This is a genomic window from Halobacterium sp. KA-4 (assembly GCF_021028995.1).
In the GTDB taxonomy this organism is placed as follows: Archaea; Halobacteriota; Halobacteria; order Halobacteriales; family Halobacteriaceae; genus Halobacterium.
In genome coordinates this window covers 150,933-167,858 of the sequence record NZ_JAJJZG010000001.1, presented here as the reverse complement: position 1 = coordinate 167,858, position 16,926 = coordinate 150,933, and the positions used below count along the sequence as shown (strand labels likewise).

General features: G+C 68.1%; 21 protein-coding genes. 10 read left to right on the top strand and 11 right to left on the bottom strand.

The features are described from left to right. Positions 1-79: 79 nt before the first annotated feature. Together LPA44_RS00905 and LPA44_RS00900 are read right to left on the bottom strand one after the other, a co-directional pair. Complete coding sequence (locus LPA44_RS00905; protein WP_230887720.1) at positions 80-1,441, bottom strand: GntP family permease; 1,362 nt, start codon at positions 1,439-1,441, stop codon at positions 80-82. Positions 1,442-1,519: 78 nt separating this feature from the next. Beyond that, positions 1,520-2,551, bottom strand: a complete 1,032-nt coding sequence (locus LPA44_RS00900) for an ArsA family ATPase (protein WP_230887719.1) — start codon at positions 2,549-2,551, stop codon at positions 1,520-1,522. Positions 2,552-2,647: 96 nt separating this feature from the next. On the opposite strand from LPA44_RS00900, the gene LPA44_RS00895 reads away from it, so the two are divergent. Then, positions 2,648-2,863: a hypothetical protein gene (locus tag LPA44_RS00895; protein ID WP_230887718.1), complete on the top strand. Its 216-nt coding sequence runs from the start codon at positions 2,648-2,650 to the stop codon at positions 2,861-2,863. Here the strand turns inward: LPA44_RS00895 and LPA44_RS00890 are convergent, their stop codons facing one another. Further along, positions 2,864-3,970, bottom strand: coding sequence for a pyridoxal phosphate-dependent aminotransferase (locus LPA44_RS00890; RefSeq protein WP_230887717.1), 1,107 nt, complete (start codon positions 3,968-3,970; stop codon positions 2,864-2,866). 103 nt (positions 3,971-4,073) lie between these two features. Between LPA44_RS00890 and LPA44_RS00885 the strand changes: the two genes are divergently transcribed. Genes LPA44_RS00885 through LPA44_RS00875 form a run of 3 tightly spaced genes read left to right on the top strand, consistent with a single transcriptional unit; the run spans position 4,074 to position 5,515 of the window. Next, entirely contained in the window at positions 4,074-4,424 is a 351-nt protein-coding gene (locus tag LPA44_RS00885) for a nuclear transport factor 2 family protein (RefSeq protein WP_230887716.1), read from the top strand. 40 nt (positions 4,425-4,464) lie between these two features. Beyond that, positions 4,465-4,983, top strand: a complete 519-nt coding sequence (locus LPA44_RS00880) for a CinA family protein (protein ID WP_230887715.1) — start codon at positions 4,465-4,467, stop codon at positions 4,981-4,983. A gap of 49 nt (positions 4,984-5,032) precedes the next feature. After that, on the top strand, positions 5,033-5,515 hold the full coding sequence (locus LPA44_RS00875; protein ID WP_230887942.1) for a metal-dependent hydrolase: 483 nt from the start codon (positions 5,033-5,035) through the stop codon (positions 5,513-5,515). On the opposite strand, the gene LPA44_RS00870 is transcribed toward LPA44_RS00875, so the two are convergent. After that, positions 5,512-6,267: a PHP-associated domain-containing protein gene (locus tag LPA44_RS00870; RefSeq protein ID WP_230887714.1), complete on the bottom strand. Its 756-nt coding sequence runs from the start codon at positions 6,265-6,267 to the stop codon at positions 5,512-5,514. The genes LPA44_RS00875 and LPA44_RS00870 overlap by 4 nt on opposite strands. Before the next feature lie 112 nt (positions 6,268-6,379). Here LPA44_RS00870 and LPA44_RS00865 point away from each other — a divergent pair, with 112 nt between their 5' ends. The 3 genes from LPA44_RS00865 (at position 6,380) to LPA44_RS00855 (ending at position 8,916) form a co-directional block, all read left to right on the top strand. Beyond that, entirely contained in the window at positions 6,380-7,540 is a 1,161-nt protein-coding gene (locus tag LPA44_RS00865) for an acyl-CoA dehydrogenase family protein (protein WP_442903354.1), read from the top strand. Positions 7,541-7,793: 253 nt separating this feature from the next. Then, positions 7,794-8,135, top strand: a complete 342-nt coding sequence (locus LPA44_RS00860; protein ID WP_230887713.1) for a DUF7565 family protein — start codon at positions 7,794-7,796, stop codon at positions 8,133-8,135. 52 nt (positions 8,136-8,187) lie between these two features. Continuing rightward, a complete protein-coding gene (locus LPA44_RS00855) occupies positions 8,188-8,916 on the top strand; it encodes a fumarylacetoacetate hydrolase family protein (RefSeq protein ID WP_230887712.1) in 729 nt (242 codons plus the stop codon). 30 nt (positions 8,917-8,946) lie between these two features. On the opposite strand, the gene LPA44_RS00850 is transcribed toward LPA44_RS00855, so the two are convergent. From LPA44_RS00850 to LPA44_RS00840, 3 genes are all read right to left on the bottom strand, one after another. After that, on the bottom strand, positions 8,947-9,123 hold the full coding sequence (locus tag LPA44_RS00850; protein WP_230887711.1) for a hypothetical protein: 177 nt from the start codon (positions 9,121-9,123) through the stop codon (positions 8,947-8,949). 255 nt (positions 9,124-9,378) lie between these two features. Next, a complete protein-coding gene (locus LPA44_RS00845; RefSeq protein WP_058981570.1) occupies positions 9,379-9,816 on the bottom strand; it encodes a transcription elongation factor Spt5 in 438 nt (145 codons plus the stop codon). 1 nt (position 9,817) lies between these two features. Next, complete coding sequence (locus LPA44_RS00840) at positions 9,818-9,991, bottom strand: protein translocase SEC61 complex subunit gamma (RefSeq protein WP_230887710.1); 174 nt, start codon at positions 9,989-9,991, stop codon at positions 9,818-9,820. Between the two features lie 98 nt (positions 9,992-10,089). Between LPA44_RS00840 and LPA44_RS00835 the strand changes: the two genes are divergently transcribed. Further along, positions 10,090-10,374 carry an amphi-Trp domain-containing protein gene (locus LPA44_RS00835; RefSeq protein ID WP_230887709.1) on the top strand — a complete coding sequence of 95 codons (285 nt, stop codon included), beginning with the start codon at positions 10,090-10,092 and terminating at the stop codon, positions 10,372-10,374. 174 nt (positions 10,375-10,548) lie between these two features. Here the strand turns inward: LPA44_RS00835 and ftsZ are convergent, their stop codons facing one another. From ftsZ to LPA44_RS00815, 4 genes are all read right to left on the bottom strand, one after another. After that, on the bottom strand, positions 10,549-11,706 hold the full coding sequence (gene ftsZ / locus LPA44_RS00830) for a cell division protein FtsZ (RefSeq protein ID WP_230887708.1): 1,158 nt from the start codon (positions 11,704-11,706) through the stop codon (positions 10,549-10,551). Positions 11,707-11,732: 26 nt separating this feature from the next. Beyond that, positions 11,733-13,088 carry a D-aminoacyl-tRNA deacylase gene (locus LPA44_RS00825; protein ID WP_230887707.1) on the bottom strand — a complete coding sequence of 452 codons (1,356 nt, stop codon included), beginning with the start codon at positions 13,086-13,088 and terminating at the stop codon, positions 11,733-11,735. A gap of 68 nt (positions 13,089-13,156) precedes the next feature. After that, positions 13,157-14,476, bottom strand: coding sequence for a sodium:calcium antiporter (locus LPA44_RS00820; RefSeq protein WP_230887706.1), 1,320 nt, complete (start codon positions 14,474-14,476; stop codon positions 13,157-13,159). Between the two features lie 57 nt (positions 14,477-14,533). Further along, a complete protein-coding gene (locus tag LPA44_RS00815; RefSeq protein ID WP_230887705.1) occupies positions 14,534-15,490 on the bottom strand; it encodes a calcium/sodium antiporter in 957 nt (318 codons plus the stop codon). A 78-nt stretch (positions 15,491-15,568) separates the two neighbouring features. Here LPA44_RS00815 and LPA44_RS00810 point away from each other — a divergent pair, with 78 nt between their 5' ends. Continuing rightward, positions 15,569-16,372 (top strand): shikimate dehydrogenase, encoded by an 804-nt coding sequence (locus tag LPA44_RS00810; protein ID WP_230887704.1) that lies wholly within the window; start codon positions 15,569-15,571, stop codon positions 16,370-16,372. 45 nt (positions 16,373-16,417) lie between these two features. Continuing rightward, complete coding sequence (locus LPA44_RS00805; protein WP_230887703.1) at positions 16,418-16,921, top strand: helix-hairpin-helix domain-containing protein; 504 nt, start codon at positions 16,418-16,420, stop codon at positions 16,919-16,921. Positions 16,922-16,926 lie beyond the last annotated feature (5 nt).

The window sequence follows — 16,926 nt, the reverse complement described above, 5'->3', positions numbered from 1 at the left end:
GTGCCGAGATGTGTTTTGCCCCCGTCGGCTGGGGGCGGTCGCACGAATCGCGTGGTGAACGCCGGCTGGGTGGTGGCCGCTACAGCACCAGGCCGACGATGTTCTGGACGACGAGAATCCAGACGATGCTGGCGACGCCGAGCACGAGCGTCCCGAGCGTCCACGCCTGGTAGGCGGTCGCCGCCTCCATGTCGGTGAACTCCGTGATGATCCAGAAGTAGGAGTCGTTCGCGTGACTGACGGTCATGCTCCCTGCACCGATGGCGAGCACCGCGAAGACCCGCCCCCACTGGGTCGCGAGACCGAGCGGGTCGAGCAGCGACGCGATGAGGCTGGCGGTCGTCAGGATGGCGACCGTCGAGGAGCCGAGCGCGGTCTTCATCGCGGCCGCGACGACGAACGCGGCGAGCAGGCCGATGCCCAGACCGCCGAACGTGTCCGTGACGAACTGTTCGAGCGGGAGCGCGCCGAGCACTTCGCCGAACGCGCCACCGGCACCGGTCACGGCGAGGATGACGGCGGCCTTCTTGATGCCCTCGCTCACCCACTCGTCGGTGATGTCGGTCGTGAATTCGGGAACCACCACGAACGAGATGAACACGCCGATGAGGAGCGCGACCGCAGGGTCGCCGATGAACAGCAGCCAGCGCTGGAGGGCGCCGGTGACGAGTTCCGGGTTCTCGGCTTCCGGATACGCCGCGATGCTCCCGAGCGCGATGAGCGCGATGGGGACGACCAGCGGCGCGAACGACGCCGCGGGGGACGGCAGCGAGCCGTACTCCGCCTTGATGTCCTCCATGGTCATCTCGGGCGCCGGGTCGATGTGGAACCGGGACGCGACCCGGTTGGCCCACGCCGACGCGACGAACACGATGGGGGCGCTCACGACGAGTCCCGCGAGCATCACGAGACCGATGTCCGCGCCGAGAATCCCCGCCGCGGCGATGGGGCCGGGCGTCGGCGGGACGAACACGTGAGTGACGTAGAGGCCGCCGGCGAGCGCGACGCCGAGCGTGGACAGCGAGAGCGAGGAGCGCTCGGCCAGCGAGCGGTTCAGCCCGGAGAGGATGACGAATCCGGAGTCACAGAACACGGGGATGCTGACGATGCTCCCCGTGATCGCCATCACCTCGGTCGTGTACTCCTCACCGACGACCCCGAGAATCGACTCCGCGATGACGATCGCCGCGCCCGAGCGTTCGAGCGCGGTGCCGATGATGGTCCCCGCGAGAATCACGATGCCGATGTACCCGAGGACGCCGCCGAACCCGTCCGTGACGAGGGAGGCAGCTTCGGCCGGGTCGACGCCCGCGACGAGCGCCGTGCCGTACGCCGCGATGAGCAGCGCGAGAAACGCGTGCAGGTTCAGTTTCGCGGTGGCGACGATGATGAACGCGACTGCCGCCAAGAGCAACAGTACCAGCGGAATTCCTGACAACATGCAACCGGTCTCATACAATTAATATGTATAAAATTACCTCCCCCAGCATCGTTCAGAAATCGGCGTGGGTGCCGGCCGTCAGTCCAGACACGCCGCGACGACGCGCAGCGGGCGCTCGCCCCTGACTTCGTCGGCGAGCAGCGGCACGCGCTTGACGTCGTAGTTCCGAAACAGGTCCTGGGCGTCCGCGAGCGCGGCCTGCTGGACGTCCCAGCGGCGCGCGCAGAACTCGCAGTCCTCGTGGTTCGGCGCGACGAACGCGTCGCCGGGGACGTCCGCGGCGTCCGCCAGCGGCTCCATCACGCGGTTGACGACGACCGTTCCGACGGGAACGCCGAATTCGTCGAGGCGGTCGGTGAGCCGCTGGGCTTCCAGCACACTCATCTCCTCGGGCACGAGCACGACGCGGAAGTCCGTACGCGTCGGGTCCGTGAGCACGTCGCGGAGTCGTTCGACGCGTTCCTCGACGGCGTCGAGGTTCCCGAAGCCGGCTTGCTCGTCCTCGTCGTCGCCCTGCCCGAACATCCCGGTGAGGCCGTCCATCATCCCGCCGAAGCGGTCGCGCATCTGCATCATGCGGCCGACCATCGAGTCCAGCACTTCGGGGAGTTCCAGCAACCGGAGCGTGTGGCCCGTCGGCGCGGTGTCGACGACGACGCGGTCGAAGCGCTCGTCGTCCATGTATTCGAGGAGGAGCTGGACCGCGGCGGCCTCGTCGGCGCCCGGCATCATCGCGCCGTCGTCGCCAGCGCCGCCCGCGCCCCCGAGCAGTTCGTCGAGGCCGCCCGCGAACCCGCCGTCCTGCCCGAACATCCCGGCCTGTGAGAGCGCGTCGTCGGGGTCGATTTCGACCGCCCACAGCGGGCTGTCCTCGCGCACCTTCGCGGGCCGGCTCGGCACGTCGAACTCCAGCGTGTCCGACAGCGAGTGCGCGGGGTCCGTCGACACCACGAGCGTGGCGGTGCCGTCGTTCGCGCTCGCGAGCGCGGTCGCCGCCGCCATCGTCGTCTTCCCGACGCCACCCTTCCCGCCGTACAGCACGTACTCGGCGGTGTCGCTGACTACCCCGGGGTCGAGGGAGTCGACTGCCTCGACCTCGATTTCGTCCATACACGGAGTGGGCGACCCAGCGGGGTCAATCCGTCGGTCGCGGTCCTCGCGGGCGCGTCCCGAACGTTTTGGCCGGAGCAGTTTTCCGCGCAGAGCGTGTCACTAGTCCGCATGGAGGGCGTGCTGAACGAGCGCACGGCGACCGTGCACAAGAAGGGGGTGGAGAACCCCTACAGCCGGACGAAGTGTGGCGCGACCAACGACGTCAGCCACGACGATATCCGGACGGTCGCGGTCGAGCGCGCGCTCGACGACTTCGACGCCTGCCGTTGCGGGCGGTGTTTCTCGAATTCAGACGCGGGCGGCTACTGACTACCGCTCCGCGAAGTAGTCCGCGAGCCGGTCGGCTGCTTCCTCGACGCGCGGCGTGACGAGCGCGAACCGCAGCCACTCCTCGCGCGCGGTCCCGAACCCGGAGCCGGGCATCCCCGCGACGCCCGCCTCGTCGATGAGTTCGAACGTGTTCTCCAGCGTGCCGGGGAAGTCCGGGAAGCGCGCGAGCACGTAGAAGCTGCCGTCGGGTTCGATGTACTCTGCGCCCGCGTCGTCCAGCGCCGACGTGAACGTGTCCACGCGCTCGCGCAGCGTCTCCCGAGTCCGCTCGTAGTACTCCGGCTCGGTCTCGCGGAGCGCGTGCAGGACGGCGGCTTGCCCCGGGCGCGTCGTCGCCACGTTCGTCAGCATGTGCCGGGACTTCATCGGGTCGGCGTGGCGCTCGGGCGCGATGCAGTACCCGACCCGGAACCCCGTGATGGCGAGCGACTTCGAGAACGCGTTCACGACGATGCGGTGCTCCGACTCGAATTCCAGCGCCGAGGTGAACCGCCCGGAGAAGTCGAAGTGGTCGTACACCTCGTCGCTGACGAGGATGGCGTCGTACTCCTCGGCGACGGCGACGAGTTCGCGCATCGTCTCCTCGCCGTACACCGCACCCGTGGGGTTGTTCGGCGTCGTCGCCATGATGCACGCGGTGTCCTCGCTGGCGGCGGCGCGCACGTCCGCGGGGTCGAGGCTACCGTCCTCGGCCGTCTCGACGAACACCTGCTCGCCGCCGAGCATGTCCGTCTTCCCCGGATAGTAGGGGTAGACTGGGTCGGTCATCACGACCTCGTCACCGGCGCCGCGTTCGAGCGCGCGCCCCATCCCGAGGTAGTTCGCCTCGCCCGCGCCGTTCGTGACGATGACCTGCTCGACGGGGACCTGCCGGCGCGCCGCGATTTCCTCGCGGAGCTCCCGGAGCCCCTCGCTGGGCGGGTACTGGAACTGGCGGCCGCCCGTGTCGGCGTACTCGTGGAGGCCCTCCGCGAGCGCGGGCGGCGACCCCCAGTCGGGGTTCCCCGAGACCATGTTCACCACGTCGCTGTCTGACTTCGCCGCGTACTCCATCACGCGGAAGAACAGCGGCTCCTCGTACTCCATACACCAGCGTTTCCGTCCCGCCACGTGGCTCTTTCGCCCGCGGAAACGAGCGGCGCTTGCCGGTACTGTGCGGTTGATTCGCTGGCCGACCCTCACCTGACCCATGACCGACTACACCGAGCACGTCCACGAGTACTACGACGCCGTGGACGCCGACCGCATCGACGACCTGCTCGCGCTGTTCGCCGACGACATCGTCTACGACCGGCCCGGCCAGCAGCCAATCGAGGGCAAGGCCGACCTCGAAGCGTTCTACCGCGAGGACCGCCCGCTCGAGGACGGCAGCCACACCGTCCACGACGTGCTCGTCGACGGGGACCGCGCGGCCGCCCGCGGGACGTTCTCGGGCGTGCAGGACGGCGAGACGGTCGAGTTCGGGTTCGCAGACATCCACGTCTTCGAGGACGGCCGCATCGCGAAGCGGTACACGTACACCGACCGCGACACCGTCTGACGCCACCACCTTCTTGCTCACCGGCGCGGTAGCCCGGAGCATGCGCGAGTACGCCGCCGACCCGCCGATAGAGGAGAAACTCAACGACGTGCTCCCGGAGGCCGGCCACACCGTCGCGACCGCCGAATCCTGTACTGGCGGGCTCGTCGGGTCGCTGCTGACCGACGTCTCGGGCTCCAGCGACTACTTCGACCGCGCGCTGGTGACGTACACGTACGACGCCAAACTCGACACCGGCGTCTCCCGCGAGGCGCTGGATGAACACGGTGCCGTCAGCGAGCCCGTCGCCCGGCAGATGGCGCAGGCGACCCGCGACGCCGCCGGCACGCGGTGGGGCGTCTCCACGACCGGTATCGCCGGCCCGACTGGTGGGAGCGAGGAGAAGCCCGTCGGCACCGTCTACATCGGCGTCGCGTACGCCGGCGAGTGGGGCACGCAGTCCAGCTACACGACCGTCGAGCGCCGGGAGTTCGACGGCACGCGCACCGAAATCAAAGAACAGATTGCGCGGCGCGCGCTCCGCAAACTCCGCGAGGAAGTCGAGTCGGTCCGGACGTAGCGGCCGTGTGCCGAAACGGTCACGTGGCCGCGTGCTCTCGGCCCCGATAATGAACAAGGGCGACCACATCCTCAACGGCATCCTGCTCGCCATCGGGCTGGGCTACGTGCTCTACCCTTCCGGTGGCGTCGAGACGCTGCGCACCATCGCCGCCGTGCTCATCCCCGTCGTGCTGGGCGCGCTGTTCCCCGATGTCGACACCGACTTCGGGAAACACCGCAAGACCCTCCACAACATCCCGGTGCTGGCGCTGTTGTACGTCTTCCCGATGTACTTCGGGAACCTCCAGTACGTCTGGATCGGCGTCGCCACCCACTACGTGCTCGACGTCGTCGGGAGCAAGCGCGGTATCGCGCTGTTCTACCCGCTCTCCGACCAGGAGTACGGGCTGCCCATCGGCGTCACCACGGTCTCGAAGTACGCCAGCACGGTCACCGTCGTCATCACGCTCGTCGAACTCGCGGCCATCGCGGTCGTCGTCCACGTCGCCCCGCAGTACGTTCCGACCGACGCCGTCAGCAGCCTCCTCTAGTAGACGGCGACGTCGTCGAACTCGCCGCCGTACGCGATGTGACGGGGGTGGGTGGGCTCCATGCCCGAGAGGAGGAGGCGGTCGACTTTCTCCCACGTGTTCTCGTACGCAAGGTGGGCCTTCTCCACCAGTTCGCGCGCCCGGAACCGCGGATTCCGCTGGTGGTAGGTACGGCGCGGCACACCCGATTGGAGTGCGTCCACGAGGTCCGCCTCCGACTGGATGTCGGCGTCGAACTCCGTCCAGACGCCGCCCACGGTCGCCGCGCGGTGGGCGTATGATGACGCGAACCCGGGGATGTCGTAACCGTCGGCGAGCGCCCGCGCGCGGTTGTTGTCCCAGGGGAAGTGCTTCGGGTTGTACGTCTCGACGGCGTCGACGTCCTCGCGGAACCGCTCGATTTCCGCGGCCGTCAGGCTCACCGTGAGGTACTCGGGGTGGGGAGCGAGCACGGCGGCGTCTTGCTCGCGGAACGCCGCGAACGCGCCGTCTAGCGTCACGAAGTCCGGGATTGGGTCGTCGAGACCGACCGCGAGCACGTGCTTGCGGTCGCGCCACGAACCCGTGAACACCTCGCGGCCGGGCACCACCAGTAGCTCCTCGTCCGAGTACTCGGCCGCGCGCTCGCGGGCGTCCGGCAGCCGCGTGAAGTGCGGGGCGTACACCAGCACGTCGATGCCGGCGGCCTTCGCGCGGCGGACCGCCTCGTCGTCGAGCACCTTCGCGTGGAGGTCGACCCGTGTCGTCGGCACGTACCCGGATTCGTCAGCCGAGGATTAGCGGCTTACGGTTCCGGCCGATAAACTCCGCGCCCGCTGTTGGGCGTTCGCGGCCGTTTATGCCCGTGGCGACCCAACTGCCGGTATGAGTCTGAATCTGCTCTCCGAGGACCTCGTGCCCGAGCACGCGCTCGACGTCAAGCGCGAGGCCCGCGACTTTGCCACCGAGCACATCGCGCCGAACGCCGAGGAGTACTACCGGACCGGCGACTACCCCTGGGAGGTTCTGGAAGCCGGGATGGACGCCGGCCTCGTCGCCCAGGATATCAGCGAGGAGTACGGCGGCCGCGGCCTCGACCTCGAACAGGTTCTCGCTATCGCCGAGGAGTTCTACCGTGCGGACGCCGGCATCGCGCTGACGCTCCAGCTCGCGAGCTTCGGCGCGGAGATGCTCGAACAGTACGGCACCGACGAACAGAAAGAACAGTGGCTCCGCCCGGTCGCAGAGAACGACCAGATTACCGGCCTGGCGGTCTCCGAGCCCGAAATCGGCTCCGACCTCGCCGGCATGCAAACCACTGCGGAGAAGGACGAGGACGAGTACGTGCTGAACGGTGAGAAGTACTGGATTGGCAACGGCGTCGAAGCCGACTGGGTGACGGTGTACGCCAAGACCGGCGACACCGACGACCGCTACATGAACTACTCGCTGTTCGTCGTGCCCACGGACACCGAGGGATACGTTGCCGAGCACATCCCCGAGAAGATGGGGATGCGCGCGTCCAAGCAGGCCCACATCGTCTTCGACGACTGCCGGATTCCCGCGGAGAACCTCATCGGGAGCGAGGGGGCCGGGTTCATGATGCTCGCGGACTTCTTCAACCACGGCCGCGTCGTCGTCGGCGGGCACGGCCTCGGCCTCGCCGCCGCCGCGCTCGAGGAGGCGTGGGACTTCGTGCACGAGCGCGAGGAGTTCGGCCGCCACGTCGCGGACTTCCAGGCCGTCCAGCACGGCCTCGCGGACATGCGCCTCGAATTCGAGGCCGCCCGCGCGCTGAACTACCGCGCCGCCCGCAAAGTCGAGGCCTACGAGAACCCCGGCCTCTGGGCGGCGATGGCGAAGACGAAGTCCACCGAGGTCGCCGTCGACAACGCCGAACAGGGGATGCAGTTCCACGGCGGCCGCTCGATTCTCACCGACCGCCGCATCGCCCGCGTCTACCGCGACGCCCGCATCCCGGTCATCTACGAGGGCGCCAACGAGATTCAGCGGAACCTCATCTATCGGCAGAGCGGGGAGCAGTAGCGAGGCAGACGCCGGCCTGTCTCCCGACCGCCAATAAATTCGATGCTTTCCACTCGTCCGAATCGAGAAACGGACGGGAGAACTCTCGAAGTGCTCGTATCAGGCCTCGATTGCTGGGCGTTAACACCCGCCTAAACGGCGTTTCATTGGCGATAATTTGTCTGACGGAAGACAGACGAACGGCGGACGGAGCGGGTTCAGTGGTCGAAAAAGCGACACAAGGTTTATTTGCGCGCTAAGGTTACAGAGGCGTATGTCTGCGTGGGAGTGCGCGATTGTCGGTTGTGGGTCGACGTTCGGGAGCGTCGAGGCGCTGTTGGCCCATCAGGTCGCGGACCACGACGCCCACGAGTGCGAAATCTGCGGGGAGACGGTCCCCGAGGGCTTCTTCGCCATCAAGCACGGGCTCCGCGAGCACACGCGCGCCGAGTACGTCCGGTTCTACGACGGCGACGCCGAAGCCATCCGCGAGCGCGAGCGCGTGCTCGACGACGTCGCCGAGGAACTCGACCCGTCGGTGCTCGAAGACCTCCTGAGCGACGAACCCATCGACGTCGCCGAGGCCACCGACGCCGCGCACGCCACCACGAGCTAGTTCCTTTCGCCGCGTTCGTAAGCGATTTGCCGCGCCTCCGTGACGTCCAGCCATGCGACTCGCACGACTCCGGACCGACGACGGCCTCGTCGAGGGCGAGTACCGCGACGGACGCGTCGCCACCGAGGACGCCGAGTACGTCGTCGGCGAGGACGGCACGCTCGCGCCGCCCTGCGACCCGTCGGCGCTGTACTGCGTCGGACGCAACTACGCCGAGACGCTCGCCCAGATGGACTACGAGCGTCCCGAGCAGCCCGACTTCTTCATCAAGCCGCCGGTCTCCGTGGTCGGCCACGGCGACGACGTGCCGTACCCGACGTTCACGGACGAATTGACGTACGCGGGCGAACTCGCGGCCGTCGTCGGCGAGCGCTGCCACCGCGTCGACGAGCGCGACGTGCCGGACGTGCTCCGCGGGTTCACGGTCATGAACGACCTCGACGCGCTCGACCAGCCCGGGCGCACCGCGCGCAAGGCCTTCGACGGCTCCGGGCCGCTCGGTCCGTGGATAGAGACCGACGTCGACCCGCGCGGTATCGACATGCACACCGACGTCGCGGGCGAGCGCCGCCAGGAAGCCAACACCGAACTCATGCTGTTCGACCCCTACGAGGTCGTCTCGTTCCTCTCCGAGCGGTTCACGTTCCAGCCCGGGGACGTCGTCGCGTTCGGCAGCCCCGCGAATCCGGGGCTCGTCGAACCCGGCGACACCGTCGAAATCACCTACGAGGGCGTCGGCACGCTCGAAAACACCATCGTCGAACCGACCGCCGAGGACTGAGTCAAATAACGACCGGCGAGCACCGGCTCGTCACGCCCGCTGGAGCTCGCTCTCGATTCGATTGTGGAATTTGTCGTCGGTCAGCTGGACGTGCTCAACGATTCGGTCGTGGGCGGACTCGTCGGAGAGCTCCCGGTCCTCACGCAGGTACGCGCACCTCGGGTCCCAACCACATGCCGGGCACTCCGCGAACAGGTGTTTGGGCATAGATAACACGACTCGTCACTAGGTGATGAGTACTATTGCCGTTCGCTAATATTTTCACGAAGATACGAACAACAGCCGGCCACCGTCGGCGTGTTCGTGGCCGAAAAGCGGGGGTGGAAGGAGCGTGTGACTCTTCCTTCCGGTGGTGGCTGCGGCTGCCTCGAAGGTAAGGATTTGGGCCGCGAGGCGCTGAACGTCGAAAATTGAGGGGAGAGTGTGGGTCGTCCGAGGAACGTTCCTCGCTGGTCGCGTTCGCTATCGTTCTTCGGAGTCGAGCACGCGAATCTGGTCGCCGCGGACCGTCACCGGAATCGGGACGGTCGCCTCGTACAGTTCGACGGTGACCTGGTCTTTGCTCTCGTCGATGCGCTGGACCTGGGCCTTCTCGCCCTTGAACGGGCCGGCGATGAGTTCGACGATGTCGCCCTCCGCGATGCCCTCGACGTCGGGCTTCGGGGAGAGGAAGTGCTCGACCTCGCTGATGCCGGACTCGCCGGGGACGAGGCTGCGCGCGTGGGGAATCTCCTCCATCACGCGCTCGATGATGTTGTGGTCGTCTGCTTCGACCATCACGTAGCTGGTGAGCGCGTCGGGTGCCAGCACCGCGTGAATCTCGTCGGCTTCGCGGTTGGCAATCATGCTGGCGACGGTCTGCTCCTGGCTCGCGGTGGTCTTGACGGCGTATACGCCCATCTTATATCACCGACGTGACTGCTTCCATCACCAGGAAGATGACGAAGCCGAGCAGGCCGACCAGCAGGATGCCGGCACCGGCGATTTTCGAAATCTGGGAGAACTCCTCCCACGACGGCGTGCTCGCCAGTCGGAGCACGCGCGTATACGCGGAAAGCTCTAGGGGAACGTCCATACACGTGTAGAGTCGGCGAGCGCTCTTTTATCTATTGATGCCGTGCGAGGGCAACGGCCCGCTCGTTTATCGGTGCGGGCGACGTATCGCCCACTCGTATGCCAGAAGAACTCCTCTTCGAGTCCGAGAGCGACCGCAGCCGCGAGGAAATCGCCACGTACCTCCGCACGATTGCCGACAACCTCGAATCCGGCAGCGCAATCACGCTGAAAGCGGGTGGCGACGAGGTCACGCTCGACCCGCCGAGCCGCCCGACGTTCGAGGTCAAAGCCGAACGCGAGGGGCCGGCCGACGGCGCGAAAGAACTGAGCGTCGAGTTCGAACTCGAGTGGCCCGAAGACGGCGAGGCAGCCGGCGAGACTGGCGAGCTCGAAATCGAATAGCGTAGCGGTGCGGACTGGCTGTACGGAGCGAGAGCATCCGCGAGCGAAGCGAGCGGTTCACTGCCGGAGCGGGGCTCCGCCCCGCGGAGGCAGGCCTTTTTAGCGTAGATTTTTGCGCCGAGTGGTGCCCGCAGCGACCAGCGGGAGCGAGGACACCCGAGGCGGAAAAAGGTACTATTCGACGTAGTCGATGTCGTCGATTTCGCTGTCGCCGCCGTCGGGCTCGGGCTCTGGCTCGGGGGCGTCGTTGCGGCCGTAAATCTGCGGGGAGGCGACGCCGGTGACGACGACCATGGTGCGCATTTCGCCGTCGAGGTCCTCGTCGATGCTGGTCCCCCAGATGATGCGGGCGTCGGGGTCGATGCGGTCGTAGAGCTGCTCGACGACGCCTTCAGCCTCTTCGATGCTCATGTCCGGGCCACCAGTCACGTTGACGAGCGCGGAGTTCGCAGAGGAGATGTCGACGTCGAGCAGCGGGGAGCGCAGCGCGCTCTTGACGGAGTCGGCGGCTTTGGCGTCGGAGTCGGCTTCGCCGAGGCCAATCATGGCGACGCCACCCTTCTCCATGACGGTGCGAACGTCGGCGAAGTCGAGGTTGACGAGGCCGGGCTTGGTGATGAGTTCCGTGATGCCCTTCACGGAGCGCATGAGGACTTCGTCCGACACTTTGAACGCTTCCCGGACGGGGAGCTTGCCGACCGAGTCGAGGAGGCGGTCGTTGGGGACGACGATGACGGTGTCGGCGACGTCGCGGAGGCGTTCGAGGCCGGCTTCGGCGTTCGTGCGGCGGACCTCGCCCTCGGCCGTGAACGGCGTGGTGACGATGGCGATGGTGAGCGCGCCGGCTTCGCGGGCGGCCTTCGCGACGACGGGCGCGGAGCCAGTGCCAGTGCCACCACCGAGGCCGGCGGTGACGAACACCATGTCCGAGCCCTCGATGGAGTCCCGGATTTCGTCCTGTGATTCGAGGGCGGCTTCCTCGCCGACCTGCGGGAGCGAGCCGGCACCTCGGCCCTGGGTCTTCTGCTGGCCCATGAGAATCTTGGTGTCGGCCTCGATTTCGACGAGGTGCTGGACGTCGGTGTTGGCGGCGACCAGCGATGCGCCGTGGATGCCCTCCTCGAACATTCGGTCGATAGTGTTCGAGCCCGCCCCGCCACAGCCCACGACGGTGATGCTCGTCTGGAGCTCCTGGAGGACGTCCTCGAGTTCGTCGTCAGTCATCTCGCCGGTGGGGACGCTGGCGCTCGTCCCCTCCGCTGGGACGTCACCTGCCTCCGAAGCCGAGTCCTCCTCGGCTTCGTCGATGGCGTCCTGCACAATCGAGTCCATGTTGCGTAACGGGTAGCGTGTGAGGCTTAATTACCTTTCCCCTCCGCGTCGGACGGGCGTCGCACGCGCTCACGCGTCCGCTCGCGGAACCCGACCGAAACGGTGGTCGTCTCGGTGCGGGTGACGTCGGCCGGCCGGATTTCCGCGTCGTCGACGGCCACGGGTTCGCCGGCGGCGAGTTTCCCGAATTTGGGGCCTTCGGGAACGCCGAGTTCGCTGGCGGCGGCGGGGTCGAACGCGTCCCGCGTCGCGGTCAACGCGCCGTCCTCGCGGGTCACGTCGTAGTCGCGTTCGAGAATGTTCGCAACGCGAGCGAGGAACGCGTCGTAGGCCTCTTCGTCCGCGAACGCGGCGGGGCCGGCGAGCCGGTTGCCGTTCTCGTCGGTGGCGTAGGCGAGCGCGGTCTCGGCGGCGGCGTCGACGGCCGCCTCGGGGTCGGTCGCGTGGACGACGTCGAGCAAGTCGGCGGGCAGGTCGACGACCGCGTAGCCGTCTTCGTGGGCCGTCGCAGGCGCGCCGAAGCGGAGGCCGTCGTCGACTGTGCCGACGCGTTCTTCGATGCTGTCCACGAGTTCGAGGGGAACGTCGTCGGTCTCCCGGACCCACGTCTCGCTGACGACGCGGTAGCCCAACTCCGAGACGACGCGCTCGACTGCGCGCTTGTCGCCGTCCACGACAGCGTGTTCCGCGCCGCTCGCCTCGAACATCCGCTCGATGACGTCTTGGTGGTCCTCAGGGTCGCCGAGGTCGTCGAGACACCAGTCGGCGGCGACGTGGCCGACGCCCCAGTCGGTCTCCCTGACGATGCGCGTGGGACGGGGGGCGTAGTGGCCGCCGCCGAACGCGACGAGCGCGCGGTCCGAGCGCGCGTCGACGCCGCGGAGGTCGAGGACAGCCTGCGCGACCGCTCGCGCTCCCTCTGGGTCGTCCCACTGCGCCTCGTCGCTGCCGAGTTCCACGAACATCGACGGCGCGCTCACCTCGGTCGGGCCGTGGTGCGTGCACTCCATGCCGACCTCGTAGCCGTCGGGAGCGTGCTCGCGGAGCGCATCGACGACCTCGCGGTGGGCATTCGGGCAGGCTTCCGCGAGCGCGCGGTCCTCGCCGCCGTACTCCGCATCGCCGAAGTTCCCGGTGTGGTGGGCGGTCAGCAGCGCGCCGGTGTCGCCGGCGTGCCGGGAGACGACCACCACGTAGTCGGGGTCGTCGAACGCCGTCGCGGGGTCCTCGAGGTCGATGTGGAGGTCGTCGAACTCCCGGAGCTCGAACCCCTCCCTACGATAGACGCCCTCGCCGGTCTGCTCGAAGCCGCCGAGCGCCAACAGCTGCTCGCCGATGTGTTCGGACGCGCTGTCGGCCCGGCTCACGACGATTCCAATCACGGCCTGCGGTACGCAGTGGGCCGTAAAACGACTGCCGTTCCCCGACGAACTGTCCGCGTCCCGCGGCGCTACTCGAACGCCGACCGAGCGCCCCGTGCGGTGACTCGGAGCAGCCGGGCGACGGACTCGCGGCGACGCACGAGCAACACCACGGCGAGCGCGAGGTAGACGACGGTGTAGGCGTAGAGCACGAGGATGCTGAGTTCGGTCGCTCGGGGCTCCGCGACCAGCCGGATGATGCCGAACTCCACGAACACCTGCGTGAGGAACAGCACCAGCAGCGTGAGCCCCTCCCAGACGGCGATGTTGAAGTTCGCGAGGATGGCGATGGCGAAGAGGCTCTGGGCGGCGGTAATCCAGATTTCGGCGGCCTGCTTCTCGTCGAACGGGAGCGTGGCGACACCCCCGTACGCGATGCTGTAGACGACCGCGAGCGTCCCGATGAGCAGCGTCCACTGGTTGAGCTTCGAGGAGATGAGCGCGTTGAACCCGGCCGTCGAGCGCGCCTTGTTCACGAGGTAGACGACGACGATGAGTTCGGGTGCCTCGGAGGCCAGCGGCGCAATCCACTGAATCATGAAGAACGGCGGGATGCCGGCGCCCTCGCCGAGCACTTCGAGGCCGTGCGCGAACGGGTGGACGGCGGTGTAGATGACTGCGCCGGAGAACGCGAACAGGAAGAGGACGGTGGCGACGCGGGCGGGCTGCCGGAGTTCCTGGAGGTACGCGGGGACGCCGACGTGTTCGGTGTCGTGGGAGACGTCGCCGCGGATGATGATGGCGATGTAGGCCGCGAACAGCCCGACGAGCACGACCGTGTCGACGATGTCGATGCCGCCCCGGAGCGGCACGAGGAAGGCGTAGGCGGTCGCCGCGAGCAGGAACGTGATTTCGGTGGCGATGGCGGGGTCGAGGTTGACGACGCTACGGAGGCCGCCGCGCTGCTCGACCGCGGGGTCCTTCGAGGAGCGGGCCTTGTAGACGGTGAACAGCGCGACGCCGGACCACCCGAGCCCGATGAGGATGCGGTTCGCACCGGTCATGTTCGCGACCGCGAGGTTCGCGGCCTCGATGCCGCGTGCGGTCCCGGCGTTCGCGCCGGCGGTCCACGCGTACAGGGCGTCGACGGCGTACTCGGGGGCAACTGCGAGCACCGCGAGCACGGCGATGGCGAACGCGGGTGGTACGTCCTTCTCGGCGGTCTCGGCACCCCACGCCAGCAGGAACGCCGCGCCGAGGACGGCGATGCCGCTGACCGCGACGGTCGTGACTTCGCCGAACCCGTACGCGTCGGGGCCGCCGGTGAGGAAGACGCCGACCCACGGCGCGGTCAGCAGCGTCGCGAGCGCCAGCGCCGTCAGTGGGTGCTGTAGCCGCTCTCGTAACATACCGACACTGTCCGCGAAGCGCTCCCTAACGCTTGTGGTTGGGCGACGGATTCCGGGTTACGGCAGCAGGAAGTAGACGAAGCCGACGTAGCCGACGACCAAGCCGGCGCCCTCGACGCGCGTGATGCGGTCGCCGAACGCCATGATGGCGAGCGCAGCGACGGTGAACGCCAGCATGACGGGGAACTCGTAGCCGATCGTCGACCCGGACACCGAGATGGGGACGGCGACGGCGACGACGCCGATGACCGCGAGCACGTTGTAGATGTTCGACCCGACGACGTTCCCGATGGAGAACTCGGCTTCCCCGCGAATCGCGCTCACGAGCGACGTCGCCAATTCGGGGACGGAGGTGCCGAAGGCGATGATGGTGAGGCCGATGAAGAGGTCGTCGAAGCCCCACGCCATGAGGACGCCGCGGCCGCCGTCGATGAGCGCGCGGGAGCCAGCCAGCAGGAGAACGATTGCGCCGACGAGCGTGACGTACTCGCGGACGCCGGCGGTCGTGGCGTCTTCGTCCATCTCGACCTCTTCGGGGAGCGCGACGTCGTCCTCCTGTCGAGACTTGTAGTAGAGGTAGCCGGTGAAGCCGGCCAGTAGCGCGAGGAGGACGACGCCGTCGAACGTGCCGATGCTGCCGTCGAGCCCGAGGACGACGAGTGCGACGGCGGCCGTGAACATGAAGGGGCCGTGCTGGTAGAGCGTCTTGTCGTCGACCTCCATCGGGCGAACGAGCGCGGACGCGCCGAGCACGAGCCCGATGTTGGCGATGTTCGACCCGACGATGTTGCCGAGCGCGATGCTGTCGGAGGCGGTCAGGGCGCCGGTGGCGCTGACGAACAGTTCGGGCGCGGTGGTGGCGAACGCGACGATGGTGACGCCGACCGTCGCCGCCTTCACGCCGTGGGAGAGAGCGAGCGCGGACGCCGCGGCGACGAGGAACTCGGCACCGACGTAGAGCAGCAGGATGCCGACGAGCAGTATCGCGCTGTCGGCGAGGAGTGTGCCGGCCATACGCCGGGAAACTGGCTCGCGGGCAAAAACCGTTCGGAGTGAGTATCAGTTATAAACGGGCGGCGAGTGGGTCGAGGCGTGCAGGTATTCGGACTCGTCGGGAACCCGGTCGAACACTCGCTGTCGCCGCCGATGCACGAGGCCGCCTACGACGAAGTCGGGCTGGACGCCCGCTACGTCACCTTCGAGCCGGCGCGCGACGAAATCGCGGCCGCAATCGAGGGCGCGGACGCGCTCGGCATCGCCGGCTTGAACGTCACCATCCCGTTCAAGCAGGCGGTCCTCGACGTCGTCGAGCCGGACGACCTCGCGGCCCGCATCGGCGCGGTCAACACCGTCGACTTCTCCGGGGACACCATCACCGGCCACAACACGGACGCGGAGGGCGTGCGCCGCTCGTTCGCCCACCACGACGTCGAATTGGACGGCCGCGATGCGGTCGTCGTGGGTGCGGGCGGTGCGGGCCGCGCGGCGGCGTTCGTGCTCGCCGACGCGGGCGCGTCTGTCAGCATCGCCAACCGAACCGTCGAAACCGCGGAACTGCTGGCCGACGACGTCGGAAGCGCCGCGTCTGCCCACGGTCTCGACACACTCCCGGAACTGCTCGCGGACGCCGACGTGCTCGTGAACGCGACGAGCGTCGGGATGGAGGAGGACGAGTCGCCCGTTCCGGCGGCCGCGCTCCACGCCGACCTCGCGGTGCTGGACGCTGTGTACGCGCCGCTGGAGACGCGGCTGCTCCGGGACGCCGACGCCGCGGGTGCGACGACCATCGACGGCGCGTGGATGCTCCTCTTCCAGGGCGTCGCGGCGTTCGAACTGTGGACGGGTCGAGACGCGCCGATAGCCGCGATGAACGACGCGCTGCGCGCGAAACTCTGACCGTCGGGCACGGCTTTAAGTGCAGTCGGGGGATATAGCCAGCTAATGGGACTGCTCTCGACACTCAAATCGCTGCTCGGGATGGAGGAAGAGGGCCGCTCCGCCGGGAGCGGCGTCGACGTGACCGTCGAACACGAAGCGTCGGCGGAATCCGAGCGAGCGGTGAAGGAATCGGAGGCGGAGCACGAAGCCGAAACTGAAACCGAGGACGAGGCGGAAGGCGTCGACGAGCCGGTCGCGACGGAGACCGACGCTGCCGCCTCCACGGAGTCGCTGGTCGACGAGGAGCACACCGACGACCCGACGCGCGCCGCCGAACCCGCCGAGGCCGCCAGCCCCGGCGAGGAGGAGACGCCGACGTCGGTCGACGGCGACCCCGTCACCGTCCTGAAGGGCATCGGGCCGGCGTACGCCGACCGCCTCGAAGACGCGGGCATCGAAACTGTGGCGGACCTCGCCGCGGCCGACCCCGAGGAGCTCGCCGAGCGCGTCGACCTCTCCGCGAAGCGCGTCGGCCGCTGGGTGGACACCGCCCAAGACCACGCCTGATGGCC

Coding starts and splice junctions, on each gene's coding strand:
- LPA44_RS00845 (WP_058981570.1), bottom strand. CDS start 9,816: ATGGGCGTATACGCCGTCAAGACCACCGCGAGCCAGGAGCAGACCGTC.
- ftsZ (WP_230887708.1), bottom strand. CDS start 11,706: ATGGACTCGATTGTGCAGGACGCCATCGACGAAGCCGAGGAGGACTCG.
- LPA44_RS00905 (WP_230887720.1), bottom strand. CDS start 1,441: ATGTTGTCAGGAATTCCGCTGGTACTGTTGCTCTTGGCGGCAGTCGCG.
- LPA44_RS00820 (WP_230887706.1), bottom strand. CDS start 14,476: ATGTTACGAGAGCGGCTACAGCACCCACTGACGGCGCTGGCGCTCGCG.
- LPA44_RS00855 (WP_230887712.1), top strand. CDS start 8,188: ATGCGACTCGCACGACTCCGGACCGACGACGGCCTCGTCGAGGGCGAG.
- LPA44_RS00850 (WP_230887711.1), bottom strand. CDS start 9,123: ATGCCCAAACACCTGTTCGCGGAGTGCCCGGCATGTGGTTGGGACCCG.
- LPA44_RS00900 (WP_230887719.1), bottom strand. CDS start 2,551: ATGGACGAAATCGAGGTCGAGGCAGTCGACTCCCTCGACCCCGGGGTA.
- LPA44_RS00865 (WP_442903354.1), top strand. CDS start 6,380: ATGAGTCTGAATCTGCTCTCCGAGGACCTCGTGCCCGAGCACGCGCTC.
- LPA44_RS00880 (WP_230887715.1), top strand. CDS start 4,465: ATGCGCGAGTACGCCGCCGACCCGCCGATAGAGGAGAAACTCAACGAC.
- LPA44_RS00805 (WP_230887703.1), top strand. CDS start 16,418: ATGGGACTGCTCTCGACACTCAAATCGCTGCTCGGGATGGAGGAAGAG.
- LPA44_RS00840 (WP_230887710.1), bottom strand. CDS start 9,991: ATGGACGTTCCCCTAGAGCTTTCCGCGTATACGCGCGTGCTCCGACTG.
- LPA44_RS00875 (WP_230887942.1), top strand. CDS start 5,033: ATGAACAAGGGCGACCACATCCTCAACGGCATCCTGCTCGCCATCGGG.
- LPA44_RS00885 (WP_230887716.1), top strand. CDS start 4,074: ATGACCGACTACACCGAGCACGTCCACGAGTACTACGACGCCGTGGAC.
- LPA44_RS00835 (WP_230887709.1), top strand. CDS start 10,090: ATGCCAGAAGAACTCCTCTTCGAGTCCGAGAGCGACCGCAGCCGCGAG.
- LPA44_RS00815 (WP_230887705.1), bottom strand. CDS start 15,490: ATGGCCGGCACACTCCTCGCCGACAGCGCGATACTGCTCGTCGGCATC.
- LPA44_RS00860 (WP_230887713.1), top strand. CDS start 7,794: ATGTCTGCGTGGGAGTGCGCGATTGTCGGTTGTGGGTCGACGTTCGGG.
- LPA44_RS00890 (WP_230887717.1), bottom strand. CDS start 3,970: ATGGAGTACGAGGAGCCGCTGTTCTTCCGCGTGATGGAGTACGCGGCG.